Annotated in this window: 23 protein-coding genes; 4 read left to right on the forward strand and 19 right to left on the reverse strand. The window is 57.6% G+C overall.

What is annotated here, in order from left to right:
• Nucleotides 1–104 precede the first annotated feature (104 nt).
• The 8 genes from thiL to QQX03_RS06320 form a co-directional block, all read right to left on the reverse strand.
• Nucleotides 105–932 (reverse strand): thiamine-phosphate kinase, encoded by an 828-nt coding sequence (thiL, locus tag QQX03_RS06285; protein WP_285974911.1) that lies wholly within the window; start codon nt 930–932, stop codon nt 105–107.
• Nucleotides 933–955: 23 nt separating this feature from the next.
• Nucleotides 956–1423 carry a transcription antitermination factor NusB gene (nusB, locus tag QQX03_RS06290; RefSeq protein ID WP_285974912.1) on the reverse strand — a complete coding sequence of 156 codons (468 nt, stop codon included), beginning with the start codon at nt 1421–1423 and terminating at the stop codon, nt 956–958.
• Nucleotides 1420–2709 (reverse strand): histidinol dehydrogenase, encoded by a 1290-nt coding sequence (hisD, locus tag QQX03_RS06295; protein ID WP_285976973.1) that lies wholly within the window; start codon nt 2707–2709, stop codon nt 1420–1422. The genes nusB and hisD overlap by 4 nt, the downstream gene beginning before the upstream one ends.
• Nucleotides 2709–3377, reverse strand: coding sequence for an ATP phosphoribosyltransferase (hisG, locus tag QQX03_RS06300; RefSeq protein ID WP_285974913.1), 669 nt, complete (start codon nt 3375–3377; stop codon nt 2709–2711). The genes hisD and hisG overlap by 1 nt, the downstream gene beginning before the upstream one ends.
• Before the next feature lie 287 nt (nt 3378–3664).
• Entirely contained in the window at nt 3665–4558 is an 894-nt protein-coding gene (locus QQX03_RS06305; protein WP_285974914.1) for an alpha/beta fold hydrolase, read from the reverse strand.
• 2 nt (nt 4559–4560) lie between these two features.
• Nucleotides 4561–5373, reverse strand: a complete 813-nt coding sequence (locus QQX03_RS06310; RefSeq protein WP_285974915.1) for an SDR family NAD(P)-dependent oxidoreductase — start codon at nt 5371–5373, stop codon at nt 4561–4563.
• 36 nt (nt 5374–5409) lie between these two features.
• Nucleotides 5410–6291, reverse strand: coding sequence for a pirin family protein (locus QQX03_RS06315; protein WP_285974916.1), 882 nt, complete (start codon nt 6289–6291; stop codon nt 5410–5412).
• Nucleotides 6292–6295: 4 nt separating this feature from the next.
• Entirely contained in the window at nt 6296–6580 is a 285-nt protein-coding gene (locus QQX03_RS06320; RefSeq protein WP_285974917.1) for a BolA family protein, read from the reverse strand.
• A 53-nt stretch (nt 6581–6633) separates the two neighbouring features.
• Here QQX03_RS06320 and QQX03_RS06325 point away from each other — a divergent pair, with 53 nt between their 5' ends.
• Complete coding sequence (locus QQX03_RS06325) at nt 6634–7227, forward strand: DnaJ domain-containing protein (protein WP_285974918.1); 594 nt, start codon at nt 6634–6636, stop codon at nt 7225–7227.
• On the opposite strand, the gene QQX03_RS06330 is transcribed toward QQX03_RS06325, so the two are convergent.
• Together QQX03_RS06330 and QQX03_RS06335 are read right to left on the reverse strand one after the other, a co-directional pair.
• Nucleotides 7224–7856 (reverse strand): glutathione S-transferase family protein, encoded by a 633-nt coding sequence (locus QQX03_RS06330; protein WP_285974919.1) that lies wholly within the window; start codon nt 7854–7856, stop codon nt 7224–7226. The two genes, QQX03_RS06325 and QQX03_RS06330, sit on opposite strands and share 4 nt — an antisense overlap.
• Before the next feature lie 27 nt (nt 7857–7883).
• Nucleotides 7884–8729: an oxygenase MpaB family protein gene (locus QQX03_RS06335; protein WP_285974920.1), complete on the reverse strand. Its 846-nt coding sequence runs from the start codon at nt 8727–8729 to the stop codon at nt 7884–7886.
• A 90-nt stretch (nt 8730–8819) separates the two neighbouring features.
• Between QQX03_RS06335 and QQX03_RS06340 the strand changes: the two genes are divergently transcribed.
• Nucleotides 8820–9812: an AAA family ATPase gene (locus tag QQX03_RS06340; RefSeq protein WP_285974921.1), complete on the forward strand. Its 993-nt coding sequence runs from the start codon at nt 8820–8822 to the stop codon at nt 9810–9812.
• A 40-nt stretch (nt 9813–9852) separates the two neighbouring features.
• A complete protein-coding gene (locus tag QQX03_RS06345) occupies nt 9853–12033 on the forward strand; it encodes a transglycosylase domain-containing protein (protein ID WP_285974922.1) in 2181 nt (726 codons plus the stop codon).
• On the opposite strand, the gene QQX03_RS06350 is transcribed toward QQX03_RS06345, so the two are convergent.
• The 9 genes from QQX03_RS06350 to pyrE form a co-directional block, all read right to left on the reverse strand.
• Entirely contained in the window at nt 12030–12443 is a 414-nt protein-coding gene (locus tag QQX03_RS06350) for a PaaI family thioesterase (protein ID WP_285974923.1), read from the reverse strand. The two genes, QQX03_RS06345 and QQX03_RS06350, sit on opposite strands and share 4 nt — an antisense overlap.
• Nucleotides 12433–12885 (reverse strand): PaaI family thioesterase, encoded by a 453-nt coding sequence (locus QQX03_RS06355; RefSeq protein WP_285974924.1) that lies wholly within the window; start codon nt 12883–12885, stop codon nt 12433–12435. The genes QQX03_RS06350 and QQX03_RS06355 overlap by 11 nt, the downstream gene beginning before the upstream one ends.
• 194 nt (nt 12886–13079) lie before the next feature.
• The gene (ruvX, locus tag QQX03_RS06360; RefSeq protein ID WP_285974925.1) at nt 13080–13565 is read right to left on the reverse strand and encodes a Holliday junction resolvase RuvX; all 486 of its coding nucleotides are present in this window, start codon (nt 13563–13565) and stop codon (nt 13080–13082) included.
• Nucleotides 13547–14683 carry a DUF3089 domain-containing protein gene (locus QQX03_RS06365; RefSeq protein WP_285974926.1) on the reverse strand — a complete coding sequence of 379 codons (1137 nt, stop codon included), beginning with the start codon at nt 14681–14683 and terminating at the stop codon, nt 13547–13549. Before QQX03_RS06365 ends, ruvX begins: the two co-directional genes overlap by 19 nt.
• Before the next feature lie 12 nt (nt 14684–14695).
• Entirely contained in the window at nt 14696–15589 is an 894-nt protein-coding gene (gene lepB, locus QQX03_RS06370) for a signal peptidase I (protein ID WP_285974927.1), read from the reverse strand.
• A 15-nt stretch (nt 15590–15604) separates the two neighbouring features.
• Nucleotides 15605–16012: a holo-ACP synthase gene (acpS, locus tag QQX03_RS06375; RefSeq protein ID WP_285974928.1), complete on the reverse strand. Its 408-nt coding sequence runs from the start codon at nt 16010–16012 to the stop codon at nt 15605–15607.
• The gene (locus QQX03_RS06380) at nt 16009–16290 is read right to left on the reverse strand and encodes a hypothetical protein (protein WP_285974929.1); all 282 of its coding nucleotides are present in this window, start codon (nt 16288–16290) and stop codon (nt 16009–16011) included. The genes acpS and QQX03_RS06380 overlap by 4 nt, the downstream gene beginning before the upstream one ends.
• Entirely contained in the window at nt 16287–17042 is a 756-nt protein-coding gene (locus QQX03_RS06385; protein WP_285974930.1) for a pyridoxine 5'-phosphate synthase, read from the reverse strand. The genes QQX03_RS06380 and QQX03_RS06385 overlap by 4 nt, the downstream gene beginning before the upstream one ends.
• Nucleotides 17042–17620 (reverse strand): orotate phosphoribosyltransferase, encoded by a 579-nt coding sequence (gene pyrE, locus QQX03_RS06390; RefSeq protein WP_285974931.1) that lies wholly within the window; start codon nt 17618–17620, stop codon nt 17042–17044. The genes QQX03_RS06385 and pyrE overlap by 1 nt, the downstream gene beginning before the upstream one ends.
• Nucleotides 17621–17883: 263 nt before the next feature.
• Here pyrE and coxB point away from each other — a divergent pair, with 263 nt between their 5' ends.
• On the forward strand, nt 17884–18780 hold the full coding sequence (gene coxB / locus QQX03_RS06395; protein WP_432762848.1) for a cytochrome c oxidase subunit II: 897 nt from the start codon (nt 17884–17886) through the stop codon (nt 18778–18780).
• Nucleotide 18781 lies beyond the last annotated feature (1 nt).

Raw genomic sequence — 18781 nt, forward strand, 5'->3', positions numbered from 1 at the left:
CGGACGCAGAGGCGATTAGTGTCGGTGCTATAAGGTATGCGACGCGGGTGACAAGGGTGGAATCGGCGGTTTGCGGCCAATTTCCGTGCGTTTCACCAGTTTCGCTAGTGTTGGTAGCCTAAACCTTCGGGGTTCACGACCGGATTGCTGTCAAAGATAAGCGGCGCAAAACCTTGCGGTTCGACTGTGCCAATGCGCATGCAGTCGACGGGTGGTTCGGTTTCGAGCGGTAGCGTGAACAATAACTCGTAATCTTCGCCCCAACGCATGCATTCATTGCGTCTTTTATTAGATGCCACGGGTACAAGTGCACTGTCGATTGCAATCGAGACTTCGCTTGCGCTTGCCATGCGGAAAGTATCAAGCATCAACCCGTCCGAGATATCCATCATTGCGCTTACATGCGGTGCGAGAGCTTGGCCTTCAATAAGGCGGGGGGTAGGGCGGTTGTAGGCGGCCAGATGTTCTGGATCGCCTTCAAAACCCAACATCGCGCAACCCAGCAGACCTGTGACGTATAGCTGATCGCCAATCTGCGCACCGCAGCGCGACGGAACCGGTGTATGCGAGGCTCGGCCGATTGCGGTTAAGCCGAAAGCGCGTTTACCAGTCGTCTTGATCGTATCCCCGCCAAGCAAAGGAACATCATGGGCGGAGAGCGCTTCATACAGGCCTTCAAGAAACCGTTCGTCGCCACTGCCAAGGCTATGGCCCAATAGCAGACCTATCGGCTCTGCACCTTTGGACGCGAGATCGGACAGATTCACCGCGACCAGCTTCCAAGCGGCATCCGCCAAGTCGCCGCCTTCCTGGAAATGCGTACCCTCGGCCATCATGTCATGCGTCAGAATCAGCGTTTCATTGCCAATCTCAAGTATCGCGCAATCATCATCAAGCCCGCGCGCGCCCGGATGCAGCGGGAGTTTGCGCAAGGCTTCGATGAAAGCGCGTTCGTCTATGACCGCACATCCTTGCCAACCGCATCAAGAAGGCCGTTCACGAATTTGGCTTCGCGGTCGTCGAAGAAAGCTTTTGCGACATCGACATACTCATTGATCGCGGTTGCGGTTGGCACATCGGCGCGGGCCATCAATTCGTAGGCCCCGGCGCGCAGGATTTGCAGCATGGTCTTGTCGAGCCGCGCTATTGTCCATCCGTCGGCCAACTTGCCGACCAGCAGTTCATCAATCTCCTCGCGGCGGGCATCTACTCCGCTGACGATATCGTCAAAGAAATCGGCTTCAGCATCGGCAAAGACCTCGCCTTCATGATCTTCGTCATCGACTTCGCGACCTAGCCGGTGCTGGTGAAATTCGTTGAGCAGTCTGGCAAGGGCAGTGCCTTCCATTTGCATCTGGTAAAGCGCCTGAACCGCAGCAAGACGTGCAGCAGACCGGGCCTGAGAGCGAGCGGGGGTATTCATTTGAGCCTCAATTCAACCGATTTGGCGTGCGCGGGCAAGCCCTCTGCATGTGCCAGCGATACCGCAGCAGGACCGATCCTGCCGAGCGAAGCATCGTCCAATGCAATAAAGCTGGTGCGTTTCATAAAATCGAGCACGGAAAGCCCGCTGGCAAAACGCGCACGTCGCCCGGTGGGCAAAACATGGTTTGGCCCTGCCACATAGTCACCGATGGCCTCCGGCGTCATCCGGCCAAGGAAAACGCTGCCAGCGTGACGGATCGCTTTGAGTAAGGGTTCCGGGTCAGCTACTGCAAGTTCGACATGCTCAGCGGCCAACTGATCAGCGAGCGGTGCTGCATCGGCCACATTGTCGACGATGATGATAGCACCATTTGCGTTCCAGCTCGCAGTGGCCGTTTCACAGGTAGCAAGCTCGACCAGTTGTGCTTCAACCTGCGCCGACACCGCATCGGCAAAACCGGCGTCGTCAGTGATCAGGATTGATTGCGAAGTCGGGTCATGTTCCGCCTGACTGAGCAAGTCTGCTGCGATCCAGTCTGCGCGATTGTGCTTGTCCGCAATCACTAGGATTTCGCTTGGGCCAGCGACCATGTCGATCCCGACGACGCCGAACAACTGGCGTTTCGCCTCTGCCACCCAGGCATTGCCCGGGCCAGTAATGACATCCACTTTGGCGATGCGATCGGTTCCATAGGCTAGCGCTGCGACTGCTTGTGCGCCGCCGACACGCCAGATCTCGTCGACGCCTGCCATGTGCGCAGCCGCGAGAACCAATGGGTTGGTCTTTCCTTGCGGGGTAGGGGTGACCACCACCAACCGCTCTACCCCTGCTACCTTAGCTGGAATGGCATTCATCAGCAGCGAGGATGGATAGGCTGCACGTCCGCCCGGAACATACAGACCAGCCGCATCAACCGCGCGCCAGATCGCACCTTGGCGCACGCCCGCATCATCGGTGAAATCGCGGTTCGCGGGAAGCTGGTCGGCATGATAGGCGCGGATCCGCTCTGCTGCGAGTTCCAGCGCGTCGCGTAATTCGCCGTCCAGAGCCTCGTATGCTTCTTTGCATTCATCCGCGGTGATGATCCAATCGCAATCGCTGGCCAGTTCGTGACTATCGAAACGCTGCGAATATTCCGCCAGCGCCGCATCGCCGCGCGCCTTTACGTCAGCCAATATGCGGGCAACGTCTGCGCTGACATCAGCATCGCTTTCGCGCCGAGCATTGACCAAGGCATCGAATGCGGCAGCAAAGCCGGGATCAGAGGAAACCAGTCTTTGCATCAAGCCGCAGCTTTCTTGCTGGCAAACTCGCGGAAGGCAGACACAAGTTCAGCGACGCGTGGATCGGTTTTCAGCGCCGCGCGATTGACGATCAGCCGCGCAGAAATGTCCAAGATGCGATCAGTCTCGACCAAGCCGTTCTGCTTCAGCGTCGCGCCGGTTGAAACCAGATCCACGATCTGCCGCGCCAAGCCTAGCGAAGGTGCCAATTCCATAGCCCCATTCAGCTTGACGCACTCAGCCTGAATGCCTTGCGCCTCGAAATGTCGGCGCGTGAGATTGGGGTATTTGGTTGCAACGCGCAGATGGCTGACTGTGCCGCTTGGTGCTTCGTCCCCGGCTACGCGTGCAACCGACAGTCGGCAGTGGCCGATGTCCAGATCAACCGGTGCATAAAGGTCAGCGTAATCGAACTCCTCGATCACGTCAGAGCCGACGATACCGATCTGCGCTGCGCCATGCGCGACGAAGGTGGCTACGTCGAAAGCGCGCACGCGGATCAGCCGCATATCTGGACGCGTTGTTGCAAAACTTAGCGCGCGGTTGCCTTTGTCGTGAAAGGCATCTTCTGGCACCACGCCTGCATGCGCCATCAAGGGCAGCGATTCATCGAGAATGCGGCCTTTGGGAATTGCGAAAGTCAGCAGTTTGTTCACGATGTCAGTCATTGCGTGGCGGCACTTAGTGACTGGCGGCAGAAAGGGCAATGAAAAGGAGGCGCAGTGGCGGATAGTGCGTTGATGGACATGACATCCGTGTCAGAGAGGGCATCGAATGGCAGGCTGAGCATGCTGAAAAGGGTGGGGCGCCTGGCACGGGGCGCTTTATTCGCGCTACTCTGAAGTTGCTTGATGGAGACACTGCGACCGGCCGGAGCATGGCCAATTGGCAAGAGCTGGCGGTGAAAGACGCCATGCTGCTGCGGATCGCGGGCGCGGGTCGAATGGTTGGCGGGCTAGCCGTTGGCTGCCAAGAAATATTCCATCGCGGCGATCACCTTGTCCGGCGCCTCCCAAGGAACGAAATGCCCGCAATCGGGCACTTGAACGATGGTTAGTGGATCGATCACTTCGTCCAGCCCTTCGAGATTTTCCGGCGGCAATGCCAAATCATCCAGCGCCCAGATCACCAGCGTCGGGATCGTCAGCTTGGGAATTGGCGGAGGCGTGTAACCCGCGGGAACTTCGAACGGCTCGTCCATCGTTGGGACAGTCATCTGGCTGGCGCGATAGTAATTGAGCATGCCGAAACACGCGTCGCGATCTTCCCAATCCCTTAGCAATTGTGCGCGTTCTTCAGCGGGCATTGTGTCGGGCCGGTCCCAATTCACTTCCTGTTTCAGGATGCCGGTGATCCCCTTCTCGCGGATCAGGCCATCATTGGCAGGGTCACGAAACGCGCGAATATATTGGCTCGCCTCACGCTGGCCGCGATTGGTGTAGAGCAGCTTCTGAAACACGGCCGGATGCGGAGCATTGGCAATAATCGCACTCTCCACGCGGGTATGCTGTCCACCCAGTGCCACACCCCAGGCAATCGCGCCGCCCCAATCGTGTCCCACGATAGTGAACTTGGCGATTCTCAGTGCGTCGGAGAGAAGAAAGACATCACCGATCAGCTTGTCGGGCGTATAGGCGTCGACTTCTTGCGGTTTTGAAGAACCGCGATAGCCGCGCTGATCGGGGGCAATGCACCGAAAACGGTCACTGAAATGTGCGATTTGGTGTCGCCATGTGCGATGGCTTTCGGGAAAACCATGCAGGAAAATTAGGGCAGGGGCGTCGACCGGGCCTTCATCGACCACGTCAAGTTCGATACCGTTCGCGAGCGATACGCGCTTTTGCTCCATTGTCAGCCTTCCGATTCCATCTTCTCGATATATCCAGCGGCGACCATGGCCGCGACCTGATCGAACAGCTGATCCGGTGTGCGCCGCATTTCGCCCATGGCCTGTTCCATACCTTCAGCCACAATGATTTCGCGCTCGCCCGCGGCAACTGCATCGATCATGGTTTTGGCTGCGTCATTGGGCCGAATCCCTTCGTCGATCACTTTGTCGCTGCGCCCGCGCTTGCTGCCGTCAGATGTCAGCGCGTTGCGGCTGACATCGGTGGCTATTGAACCGGGATAAATGACATGGACGGAGACACCCTTCTGGCTCAATTCCGCTCGAAGCGCATCGGCATAGCCGGCAAGGCCGAACTTCGCCGCGCAATAGGCAGTGCGCATTGGCACGCCGACCTTGCCTGCGATTGACGAAATGAAGAGCAGGTTGCCAGAGCCGCGTTCAGCCATGTGTCCGATCAACCCTTGCGTGAAGGCAATCTGCGCGGTCAGGTCGATATCGATAATGTCGCGATAGACGCTCATCTCGGTCTTGAGTGCCTGGCTGCGTTGGGAGACGCCGGCATTGGCGACGGCTGCGTCTACGCCACCTTTCCAAGCGATGGCTTTGGCCGTGGCATCTGCAAGCGCGGCATCGTCGCGCACGTCGAACGGCAGGATCAATGTTTCGCCGCAATCCGCAGCGACCTTTGCAAGCCGCGCTTCATCGCGGCCAGACAGCACCAGATGAGCGCCGCGGCTGGCCCATTTGCGCGCCAGCGCAGCGCCAATCCCGGATGATGCGCCAGTGATCCAAACCACCTTGCCGGTGAAATCCATTTATCTCTCTCCCTGCGCGGATCACCCGCGTCTGTTTTAGTCAGTGACGGTTTTTGGCCTTCCTTCGGGTAGCGGGATATACTCCTCTGCGTCTCCCGGCACTTTTGGGAAGCGACCTGCTTTCCAGTCCTCGCTGGCTTGGCGAATACGCTCTTTGTCAGAGCTGACGAAGTTCCACCAGGCGTGGCGCGGAGTCGAGAAGGCTTCACCCCCTAGCAGCATAATTCGCCCGCCCCGATCGCTTGAAAGCATCATATTCCTGCCCGGTGCGAGCACGCTCAATTCATAGAGCCCAAGCGCTTGCCCATCGACGCTGGCTTCGCCGCCCACAAGCATGACCGCGCGTTCGTCCGCGCTCACCTCAATAGGTAGGGACCCCGTGGGCGCGAGCACAATCTCTGCGTATATTGTGTCAGCATAGGTGGTTGTAGTTGCGCGCTTGCCCCAAAGCTCGCCCATGATGATCGTGGCCTTGGCGCATTGGTCCTCGATAACCGGAAGGTCATTAACTGCTTCGAACGCAGGATCGATTTCTTCGCGTCCATCCGGCAGGGCGAGCCAGGTTTGTATACCGTAGAGTTTCGGCCCGATAGCGCGTTCTTCAGCAGGTGAGCGTTCCGAATGGACGATCCCTTTTCCCGCCGTCATCAAATTTACTGTTCCGGGGCGAATGGTGGAAAACGTGCCGAGACTGTCGCGGTGTTCGATCGCGCCTTCAAACAGCCAAGTTACAGTCGCAAGATTGATATGTGGGTGCGGGCGCACATCCATCGCGCTGCCGACGTCAAGCTGTGCGGGGCCAAACTCGTCAACAAAGATAAAGGGTCCAACCATCGTGCGCTCGCGCTTTGGCAACACGCGGCGGACCTCGAACTGGCCAAGATCATGCGTAGTTGGTGTGACGGTTTGCTCAATCATAGTGCTATCCGCCCTTATGTTCACCTGGAGCGCGCGCCTTGATCGCCAATGCGTGGACCCGTTCTCCGGGAATATTGTGCAGCGCCGCGTTGACCATGCGTTGCCTCTGAAGTCGTGAGACACCGTCAAAAGCTTTGCTTTCGATCACAATGGTAAAGTGCGATTCGCCGCTGCCATCGTCACCGGAATGCCCGTGGTGCAATGTGCTGTCATTGATAATATCGAGGTGGGTGGGATGAAGCGCTGCGCGCAGCAGTTCTTCCATTTCTTGAGCTATAGAACCTGTCATGAAAGTGAATTTGGGGGTTCCAATCGCGCTTGTCCATGACCATCTTGCCGTGCGTGGCTCAGACTAGGTTTCATGGACGTTTCGAAGACACCGGGCAGGTGTGCCAGCACCCTACGTGCCAGCAGGATGGCGAGTTCCGCGCTCCGGGCTATCGCGCAAACGGTTTTGATGGGCCGGGCGAATATCGCTGGTTCTGCTTGGATCACGTTCGCGAGTTCAATGCCGGATATGACTGGTTTGAGGGGATGAGCGCAGAAGAAATTCTGGAAGCGCAATCGCCCGCGTTGGGATGGAAGACGGAGAACCCCAGTTTCAGGCCAACGGCTGGCGTCGATGGTATGCCACGCTGGGCCGATTTCGACGATCCGCTGGACGCGATCAGCGCGCGCATGGCAGGAATAAAGAGCCGCGCAGAGCGGGAAGCCAGGATGGCGATGGATGGCAGGTTCTCATCCGATGAGGCGCGTGCGCTCGACACTATGGGGCTGGGGCTGGACACCGATCGGCGGCGATTGCGGCGACGCTATTCAGAGCTGGTACGGCGCTATCACCCTGATCGAAATGGCGGCGATCGGAAGTTTGAAGACCGGCTCAATAACGTAGTGGAAGCCTATCAATTACTTAGGAAAAGCCGCGCTTTCGTTTAGCTGCTCTCTGCCGCATCATTGATCAATTTCTGGTCGACTGCGACCGCTTCGACACATTTCGGTCGTGATGTGATCCGCTCGACATAGGCTTTGAACGCCGGCCGTTCTTCAATCGAACCAAACCGCAAGCCCCAGATGAACTGGCTGCCGAAATAGACGTCTGCCATTGTGAAACGACTGCCTGCTGCGAAATCGTTTTGGCTTAGCCAATCGTGGCACGCACCCAATGTAAGGTCGAGCGAGCCGAACCCAGCCATGCCGCTGCGCTCGGGGGGCACCTCCCAGTTCATTGCCTTTGCGATTACCGCTTGTTCAAGCGGGCCAGCAGCAAAGAACAGCCAGCGAAAATAGGCGGCGCGCTCATGCTCGTCAGGAAGCAATCCGGCTTGCGGGTGCGTTTCGGCGAGATAATGACAGATTGCCGCCGCTTCGGTCACAATGTGATCATGCCCGCCATGATGGTGAACCAAAGTGGGCACTTTGTTCATCGGATTTATGCCTTTGAAGTTCTCTGGTCGCGTCGCCCAGTCAAACACCACGTGCTCGTAGTCCGCGCCCGCCTCATGTAGCGCCCAGCGCGCAATCTGGCCTCGGCTCATCGCGACAGTGTAAAATGTGAACTCGGCCATAGGCTCTCTCCCTCAGCTGAAGCTAACTCAATTCTGCTTGAACGCCCAGCGCAGTGTTTTGCCCATTCCCCATGTTGCGGCGCGCGCAGGCAGGGCGGCGATGCCAGGGCGTTGCAGGCGCAGCATGGTGCGGGCAAACGGCGGCAGCATTTCGACTGCGTCGCCGCCGAGAACGCTCTGCATTCCTGGCGGGGTACCGGGCGGACGCTGCGTCAGCACCAACTGTGCAATTTCGCGTGCCTCAGGTGATGTCCGCAATTCATCGCGAAGCTCGCGGAGCACCTCTTCGGCCTCATTGCGATTGATCGGGACAGGATCTGCGCCCAATGCTTTCGCAATCACTGCAAACTGGCGATAGTACTCGTCTTGCTCATAGCCAGGCATATCGGGGCGCACATGGCGCAGATATCCAGCGAGAAAGCTCGAAGCTTCGGTCACATGCACCCAGGCCAGCGTACGCGGATTGGTCGCCGAATACGGTGTTCCATCCGGCAGTGTGCCTGAAACCTTGGAATGGATGCGGTTGACCCGTTCGATAGCTTTCATCGCTTCGTCGCGATGAGCAAAGGTGGTCACTGCGATAAACTTCGCTGTGCGGCGCAGTCGCCCGTGCATGTCCTCGCGGAAATTCGAATGGTCTATCACGCCTTGCAATGCGTCAGGATGCAACATTTGCAGCAGCAGCGCGCGAATCCCGCCCACCATCATGCCCACCAGATCGGCGTGCACCATGCGAATCGGCGAATCCCTTTCAAACAAGGCTTCGTCCGATGGTGGCGTTGGCTGCTCGCCTTGCGCTGTGTCATTGAACACACCGCGCACGCGCTCGACCAAGCCTAGGCGTAACTGTTCTATCGGATCGGTTCCTGCCATTGGCGAACAATACAGCTTGTTATGGACTAATGAAAATGTTGACTTCGCAACGCTTGCAGCGGCGCGTGCACGTGTATAGGCGTTCGATGCATGGCTAGCTTGATGGAAACCGATTACGATGGAACAGGCAAGACCCTGTTTCCAGAGCCTGACACAGTACTCGACGTGCGTGACGCGTTCGGGATCGATGTTGATTGGCAAGTCCCCGCCTTCAGCCTAGCCGATGAGCGTGTGCCGGAGAAAGACGACAGCTATGTGTTCGATCCGGACACAACGCTAGCGATCCTTGCGGGCTTTGCACATAACCGCCGGGTGATGGTGCAGGGCTATCACGGTACGGGTAAATCGACCCACATCGAGCAGGTTGCAGCGCGCCTGAAGTGGCCCAGCGTTCGCGTGAACCTGGATGCGCATATCAGCCGAATCGATCTTGTTGGCCGCGACGCCATTGTTCTGAAAGACGGCCTGCAGGTAACTGAATTCAAGGAAGGCATTCTTCCGTGGGCATTGCAGCATGCCGTCGCATTGACCTTTGACGAGTATGATGCCGGTCGCCCAGACGTGATGTTCGTTATCCAGCGCGTGTTGGAAGCGTCAGGTGCATTGACGCTGCTCGATCAGAACAAGGTGATCACGCCGAACAAATTCTTCCGTCTGTTCGCGACGACAAACACGGTCGGGCTGGGCGACACCAGCGGGCTGTATCACGGCACGCAAGCGATTAACCAGGCGCAGATGGACCGCTGGAATGTCGTTGTTGCGCTCAACTATCTCAAGCCGGAGGTGGAACAGAAGATCGTCAAGTCAAAGAGCCCGGAAACGGATGACAAGACGATTGCCGACATGGTCAAGGTGGCTGATCTGACGCGTCAGGGTTTCATGAATGGTGACATCTCGACCGTCATGAGCCCGCGTACCGTTATGACCTGGGCGCAGAATGCGGAGATATTCAAATCGATTGGCTTCGCATTCCGGCTTTCGTTCCTGAACAAATGCGACGAATCCGAACGGGTGATCGTGAGCGAATACTACCAACGCGTGTTTGACGAAGATCTGCCGAGCGGTGCCGGAAAAATGTCCTAAGGGACTGGCAATCACTGTGTTAATTGGATAACACAGTCCGATGTTTGCCTGGCTTCGATCATCCCGACGGAGGAATCGCTCAACGGATCGCTATGAAGATGGTCGGCCGAAGGCTGGCTATTATGCGCTCCAAGATCCCTACGGCAGTGCGCTTGAGGATTTCGACGACGCATTCGATTTTCGGCCGGATGCACCGCGCCGGAAGCGCCGCTTCTGGCACCGTAAGCCCAAGCTGAATTCCGGCATCGAGCAGCCCCGTTTTGGCGAGCAATGGAAAGAGCCTGAAACCCGCTGGTATCAACCGAGCCATTATCGCGGCCGGCGTAAACGCTGGTGGCTGGTCAGGTTGATCGCGGCATTGCTGGCGATCTTCATCGCTATTGTTGCTTGGCTTGCGATAACTGCTCCGCTTGGAAAATCGCTAGAACCGATTGCACCTCCGCAGATAACTTTGCTCGCAAGCGACGGAACGCCGATCGCTCGAAGTGGGGCGTCGGTGGATGCGCCGGTTTTGGCGAGCGAATTGCCTGATCATGTTGTTGGTGCATTCCTTGCGATTGAGGACCGGCGTTTCTATTCGCATTGGGGCATCGATCCACGCGGGATCGCACGGGCAGCTTGGACAGGTGTGGGCGGTGGCAGCACAATCACCCAGCAGCTGGCCAAATTCACATTTCTTACCCCGGAACAGACACTTTCGCGCAAGGCCCGTGAGGCATTGATCGCGTTCTGGTTGGAAACCTGGCTGACCAAGGATGAAATCCTGTCGCGCTATCTTTCCAATGCCTATTTCGGAGATAATCAATACGGGCTGCGCGCTGCCAGCCTCCACTATTTCTACCGTCAACCGGAAAACCTGAGGCCGGAGCAGGCAGCAATGCTTGCCGGACTACTGAAGGCACCTTCGCGGCTTGCGCCCACTCGCAACTACGATCTGGCTGAAGAGCGCATGCGATTGGTGATCGGCGCGATGGCGGAAGAACGCTATTTGACCGATGCCCGCGCGAGAAATCTGCCGTCACCCAGGCTTGATGTGCGCAATCGCAATCGGTTGCCGACGGGCACCTACTTCGCGGATTGGGCACTTCCTATCGCCCGCCAGAGTGCCGAAGCGAGCTATGCCAAGCAAACGCTGACAACCACCCTTGATGCGCGCCTCCAAGGGGTGGCGAGCCGGGCAGTCGCGAATGCTGCATTGGGGAATGCTCAGGTTGCTTTGGTCGCAATGCGGCCGAGCGGCGAAGTGGTCGCGATGATCGGCGGCAAGGATTATGCGAATTCGCCATTCAACCGTGCAACACAGGCAAAGCGGCAGCCGGGATCGACCTTCAAGCTGTTCGTTTATCTGGCCGCGCTTGGATCGGGAATGCGACCAACGGACCGCATCGATAATACGCCGATTGAGACAGGTTCCTACCGTCCAAAGAATGCCGCAGAACGCTATTCAGACAGCCTGACGCTTGAACAGGCATTTGCTTCGTCCAGCAACGTTGCAGCGGTTCGGCTTTTTAATCAGCTTGGGAGCAAACGGGTGATCGAAACCGCGCGGAATCTGGGCATCACGTCCCCTCTGCCAGAGGGTGATCCCAGCCTGGCGCTAGGCACTTCGACGATGAGCCTGCTGGAACTCACCAGTGCCTATGCGGCGGTCGCTGCCGATGCCTATCCGGTTGAACCTCATGCTTTCCTGCAAGAGGAAGAAGGGTGGATTGAATGGCTCTTTGATGGACAGTCACATTTCCCGGGGCGTGTGCAAAGCGACATGGAACGTTTGCTGCGCGCGGCAATCAATGATGGTACAGGCAAAGCTGCGATGCTCGCTGGGCCGAATTTCGGCAAGACAGGGACAACACAGGATTATCGGGATGCTGTGTTCGTAGGTTATGCTGGCGATCTTGTGGTCGGCGTTTGGGTTGGCAATGATGACAACACCTCGCTCAATGGTGTGACCGGCGGCGGATTGCCCGCGCGTATCTGGCGCAATTTCATGCGCGGTGCGCGGGCCGGAAGTGACATCGTAGAACCGGCAGAGCGACCCGATCCGGAAGGGCCGATCCGCCCGCTCGACATCGAGGAACTGCGAGACATCCCGATTGATGACAACGGTCCAACCCTGTCAGTCGAACAGGAAGGGCTGACGGTGGTGACTGAGATTGACGGTCTGCCTGTGGAGTTTCGACTGACCGAAGACGGACTCGAAATTGAATCTGGCAGGCGTTAGCGGTCTGCCATCAGTATATTCATCACTGCTGTTGCGATTGGCCGATTGCGATCATCCTGCCATGCTTCCACAGTAATATTGGCATTGCGCCGCCCAAGTCGCGTGATCCGCCCCTGAGCGAAAGTTTTCTTGCGCTTGCCAGCGCTTAAGAACTGGACAGTGATGTTGATCGGCTTGAGTTGCGGGTCGCGATCTTCGCGCTGCAAGATTGCGCGCAATGCAGCGTAGCCGGCTGTTTCAAGCAATCCGCTTGTGGCCCCGCCGTGGAACGCACCAGGTCTGCCCTCGATGATCGAGCTGAACTCGACTGTGAGAACAGGTAAGCCGTCATCGCCCAGACTGTGGACGGATATGCCAAGCGAGCGCGCGTAAGCGGTCAGGAACCGGTCAAGATCCGCGTTACCGGTCACTGCGCGGGTCCTTATCAATGGTCATGAACACACCTGCCATCGTAGCGACCGGATCGCTGCGGTTCCCATCATGGGCAATGCCGCGCACGAAGGCGGCAGAACGGGTAATGCGATAACATTCAACTCGTCCCAGGACTGAACTGCGCTCTTTCGCGGGCCGTTGATAGTCCACGCGCAGGTCCAGCGTTGCAATGGGCGTGAAGACTTTCTTTGTGTGCCAGATGCTCATGCCTGACGCCATGTCGAGCAGGCTGACAATAGGCCCTGATGCAAGCACATGACGGTCTTCCTCGCCCAGCAAATCTTCTCGCCAGGGCAGTTCCAATTCCACCCAGTCTTCACCATGGTCTGAGTATTGCAAGCCCAGCCAACCCGAATGGCCATGCTGGCAGAAGAACTGCAACGCCTGTTTGGGATCGAAAGGAGGCAAGTCTTTAGCCATTGTCCTAACCATTGCCTGCAAGGCTCTGTCCTTACAATGTTTTAATTTTTCAGAGCGCGTTCTGAGCGCCATTCCTTTGCTGGTCCGCTGGCCAATCAAGCTGCACGCGATATGTTGTGGCGTGAAGCGGAACTGTCCGGCAGCCTAATGCTCCCAGCTATTGCTAGAGGCAAGCGATCAGCGGTGGCTGAAGCCTAAAATGCGTTCCCGGCCAGCGCATCAATCGCACCTTGCAGAATGATTGCCGCTGCATGACTGTCGATTTTTTCCGCGCGTTTGGCACGGCTCATGTCCTGCCCGATCATCGCGGCCTCTGCACTTTGCGTGGACCAGCGCTCGTCCCATAGCAGCACGGGCAAATCAAATGCCTCGTTCAAATTGCGCGCATATGCGCGAGCTGACTGCGCCCGCGGACCTTCACTGGCGTCCATGTTGCGTGGCAGGCCGATCACTATGCCCTTAATGCTGCGCTCCTTGATCAGCGCAGCCAGAGCTTCGCGATCACGCCCGAATTTGCCGCGCGCCAGTGTCTTGCCCGCTGTTGCAAATCGCCAACCCGCGTCGCTGGTTGCGATGCCGATGGTCTTGGTTCCTAGGTCCAGCCCGAGCAAAGCGCCTCCGTCAGGCAGCGCATCGCGCAAATCAGCCGCGCTGTCGGTGATCAGCGGTTTTGTGCCCATATTTCCACCCGGCGTTTGACGTCGGCCTGCAAATTCGCCCAGAACAGCGGGATGTCATAGACGTGATAGTCATTGCCCGGCAGAACATAGCGACCCAGATCAGGAGGATCGCCAATCAGCAATATTCCGCGCGGATCGCAGCGAGCGGGGACAGCGTCAGCCACAAGTGCGCCGTCGGTCAGATCGGTTTCAGGTACCAATGTGCCCAGATTTGCGCTGGCTGGCGCAGTTCCGCCGCGCGTTCCCGTCAGCGGATTCGTGCAAAGCACCGGGCTGCTCCCGCGTGACCCTCCATTGAAGCCGACTGATCGGCTGTAATAGGCTTTGACCTGCGATGGATCGGCTGGCTCGGCATAGCTCGCCCAGCTAAGGATACAGCCGGCCTGATCAGACGCGGTGCAAGCCGGCAGCCCCATAAGCGGCAAATCATGGGTTTCAGAAATCGGCCAGCCGACAACATATGCGGCGGCGATCCGATCGGCGAGTGGGGACCCGGCGACCCGCTCGCTGAGCAGGCTCATCATGTGGAGTGAGCCTTGACTGTGGCCGGCGAGCACAATCGGTAGGTCAGGATCTATGGTATCAACAAAATACGCAAATGCCTGTGCAACATCGCGGTAAGCGGTGTCGAAAGCCATTTGACCCTCGGGCTTGTCGGTCATGAACGCACCGATTGTCGCTTGGCGATAGCGCGGCGCCCAGATCTCGCTCGCTTTGCTAAAAGGGCTGGCCATTCCGCGCAAATATACGCGTGCGACGCGTTCCGCATCTTCATCACCCAGTTCGGCATTCCAGCTCGACCGACTGAGGTAACTGGTCGGATGGACGAAAAAGACTGCAAAATCGGGTGGTGAGGGGTCAGCCGGAGTAGGCAGCAAGCCGCGATTATTGGCGTAATCTGGCTGCCAGCGAACCAACTCGTCGCCCTTTCCCGGACGAACAAACCACATATCCGTTTCTGCATAGGCATTTTCGGCAAGCGCCTCTTGCTCAACGAATTGCTCGGTCGGAACAAAGGCAAGCGCGGTCAATTCCGCCGCCCAAACGCGCAGGACCATGAGGCCCGCAATCACCAAGACGATGATCACGGCTACGAGATAAAGGAACTTCTTAGCCATTGCCTGCGCGCGCTATTCCGCGCTGGAATATTCGGCCTTGGGCGCGCGCAGTGTCGACCAAGAACGGTTATCACGCAGCGCAGACCACCAGGTAAACGGGTTCCAGCTGGCTGAGCCGTTTAGCGAAAAGGTTATGAACTCTGCGCGCCCACCGATGTTTTCGAGCGGCACGGCGCCCATCAGTCCGCGATCGCTATTTAGCTCGCGGCTATCGGCAGAGTGGTCCCGGTTGTCGCCCATCACGAAGACTTCGCCTTCCGGAATGGTGATTTGTTCGAAATTGTCGAGCAATTGGTCTTCAAGATGGTCAATCACCAGAAACGAAGCGCCGTTGGGCATTGTCTCGCGATAGGCGGGCACTTCGTAATATTGTGTGCCGTCGGCATCCCGCACGAGGTAGGCTGAAAAGGCACTAAGGCAGGGCGATCCCTCGCATAGCAGCTCCGGCTCGAACGGGATTTTGACGTTGGGCACTATCTCGCGCTTCACTGGCTCACCGTTCAGGATAATGATGCCATTTTCGACTGCAATCGTATCGCCGGGAAGGCCAACAACGCGCTTGATATAATCCTCGTCGCGAACCGGATGAACCGGGATGACAACGTCACCATATTCCGGCGTATCGCCTAAAATCCGCCAATCGCCGCGCGGTAGAAGGTGGAAGCTCGCCGAAGCCCAGCTCCAGCCATAGGGATACTTGCTGACCACCAGGCGATCGCCCACCCAAAGGCTCGGCATCATTGACGTCGACGGGATGTAGAATGGTTTTGCCACCAGGCTGTGAAAAACGAGCACGGCGAGAAGCATCAGGCTGAGCCCGCGCAATTCCGCGAGCCAGTTTACCTTTTCTTCGGTGTCCTTGGATTTGATCTTGTCGTTTGTCACAGTGTCAGAGCCGGTAGCCATATCTTTGTGTCGCGTTCAGCCTAGGATTGGATGCGATTCGATGATCACGAATGCCTGCGCCCATGGATGATCGTCGGTGAGAGTGAGATGAATGAAGGCCTCATGGCCATCCGGCGTCAATTCCGCAAGCCGTTTCGCAGCGCCACCCGCGAGCGCTAGGGTTGGCGCACCCGATGGCGCATTAACAACGCCGATATCTTTCATATAGACACCGCGTTTGAAACCAGTGCCTACAGCTTTGCTGAAAGCTTCCTTTGCAGCGAAGCGCTTGGCGTAGGTTCCCGCGATAGTGAATGGCCGACGGCGTGCCTTGGCGCGCTCTATCTCTGTGAAGACCCGGTATTCAAACCGCTCGCCATAACGCTCGAGCGAATTTTGGATCCGCTCGATACTGCATAGGTCAGAGCCGAGCCCGATGATCATGATCCACCTCGTAAAATCATAGCTGCCAGCAGGAACACGATCATCCAGTGCAAAATGACCTGAGTCTTCACGAGATAATGCGCGGGGTCACCTTTCGCCATCTTAAGGGTCATGCCGTAGCCAAAGATTTGAAGGAGCGGCCATAAAATCGCAAATGAAAGAGCGATTCCGGTCCACAGGGAATAGCCGAGCAATGCAATGCTCAGGACGAACGACAGGGCTCCGGCCAAAAACCAGCCGAACTGAGCGCTGGTAACCTGAGCCTGTTCGCTGCTCACCGCGCCTCGTCCATCAGATTGCGCATGCGACGCACGGCAGGCTCCAATCCTAAAAACACCGCTTCGCCAATCAGGTAGTGGCCTATATTGAGTTCGGCCAATTGCGGGATGGCTGCAATGGGCTGGACATTCTCATAGGTCAGACCGTGGCCAGCGTGTGGCTCGATCCCGTTCTTTGCCGCGAGTGCCGACATATCTGAGATACGCTTCAGCTCCGCTGCAAGACGTTCATTGTCCCCATCCAGAAAAGCGTGCGCATATTCACCAGTGTGAAATTCGACGACGGGCGCGCCCAGCCGCAGTGCTGCGTCCAGTTGGCGTTCCTGCGCTTCGATGAACAAGCTTACTCGAATTCCTGCATCGGTAAGGCGCGTGACAATCGGTGCGAGCTGGTTGTCCATGCCGGCCGCATCCAGCCCGCCTTCAGTCGTACGCTCTTCGCGCTTTTCCGGGACAATGCAGGCGGCATGCGGTTTATGACGCAACGCAATTTCCAGCATTTCCTCGGTCGCAGCCATTTCCAGATTGAGTGGCAGGTCGGTTGCTGCCTGAATCCGTGCGATGTCGGCATCGCGGATGTGGCGGCGGTCTTCGCGCAGGTGAGCGGTAATGCCGTCACCCCCTACGCTGGCGACAATCTCTGCTGCGCGAACCGGGTCGGGGTGGTTGCCCCCGCGGGCATTGCGGATTGTCGCGACGTGATCAATGTTGACGCCCAGCCGCAACCGCTCAGGATTGTGAACATTGACCATCAGGCACGGCTACCCGGCTTCGTGATCGGCACGGCAGCTAGTTCGGCGGGAACTTCCTCGTCTGCATAGGTCGGGAAATTGAGTGCGACCAGCGGGAAGAACGGCACGCCAAGATCTGCTGTGCCGCCAGAGCGGTCGACCACAGACACTTCGGCTATGACCTCGCCGCCCTCTTCGCCGACGGCTGCAATCGCTTCGCGGCTGGAAAGGCCGGTGGTGACGACATCTTCCACCATCAGGACCTTGGCCCCCGGCTTGATCGCGAATCCGCGCCGCAGATGGAATGTCCCTTCTGGCCGTTCGAGAAACATAGCGTCTTTCCCGAGCGCGCGGCCCATTTCGTGACCAATGATTAGTCCACCCATCGCTGGGGAGATTACCACATCAACGCTGGAACGAATCTCTCGCGGGAGGTTTTTTGCCATAGCAACCGCAATGCGCGATGCTCGGTCAGGATTCATGAGGACTCGTGCACATTGCAGATAATATGCGCTGTGCCGCCCGGACGAGAGCAGAAAGTGCCCTTCCAATAGCGCGCCGCAGCTACGGAATTCGGACAGCACTTCTTCTTCAGTCATTCGTGAAACACCTACTAAAAAGATCAAATTGCGTCGGACTCATCCCGACTTGCATAAATTTCTCCCTAGAAGCGCTTGAGGCGCTGGGCAAGCGCGCCTATAGGCGCATCAATCTCGGGGGTAGTTCCGGGACTTTGGGTTGGCTAATGCGGTTTCTGTGATTAGAGGCCGCGCAGCTTATACATACGATTGAATCGGGAAACGTCACAAAGATGGTTTTGGGTCAAACAGGCCGCTACGCCTATTCACTTATCGTCACTGCCATGGTGGCCCTGATGCTATTGTTTGCATCGAGCGCTCATGCTCAGGTCGATGCAGCTCCTGCAGACGCAGCGGCAACAGAAACCACCGCCGGTTACACGCCAATGACACCAACCGAAGGCAAGGGAATGCCGGTTGACGGTCGGCTGAGCTTCCAGGACCAATTTACGCAGGACGGCCGCGACGCGCTGTGGATGCATGACGCAATCCTGATGCCGATCATTACAGTGATCAGTCTGTTTGTGCTTGGCCTGCTTATGTGGGTGATTGTTCGCTACAACCGCCGGGCGAACCCGGTTCCATCGAAAACAACGCACAACACTTTGATCGAAGTGATCTGGACTGTGGTGCCAGCGCTGATCCTGGTTGTAATCGCGGTTCCTTCGATCAATCTGTTGCTGAGCCAATACGAAACCCCGCCTGAAGAGGCGATCACAATCAAAGCGACCGGATACCAGTGGTATTGGGGTTATACCTATCCCGACAATGGTGGCTTTGAAGTCATTTCGAATATGCTTCCGCCGGAAGAAGCGCTGGATCGCGGTGAGCCCAATCAGCTTGCTGTCGACAACCGTATGGTTGTGCCAGCGAACACACCATTACGCCTCCAGACAACAGCAGTGGACGTGATCCACTCATTCGGTGTGGCATCGCTGTGGTTCAAGCTGGACGCGGTTCCGGGCCGTTTGAACGAGCGCCTGCTCACGATCGAAGAGCCAGGCGTCTATTACGGCCAGTGCTACGAACTTTGTGGTGCACGCCACGGCTTTATGCCGGTGGTGGTCGAAGCGCTTCCGCGCGAGGAGTGGGAAGCTTGGGTGCTTGAGCAAGGCGGCACTGTTGGCGAACCAGAAGTGGTTGAGGCCGAAGTGGAAGCTGAAGCAGCGCCTGCCGCATAAC

It is taken from the genome of Altererythrobacter rubellus, assembly GCF_030284385.1.
Lineage (GTDB): Bacteria > Pseudomonadota > Alphaproteobacteria > Sphingomonadales > Sphingomonadaceae > Erythrobacter > Erythrobacter rubellus.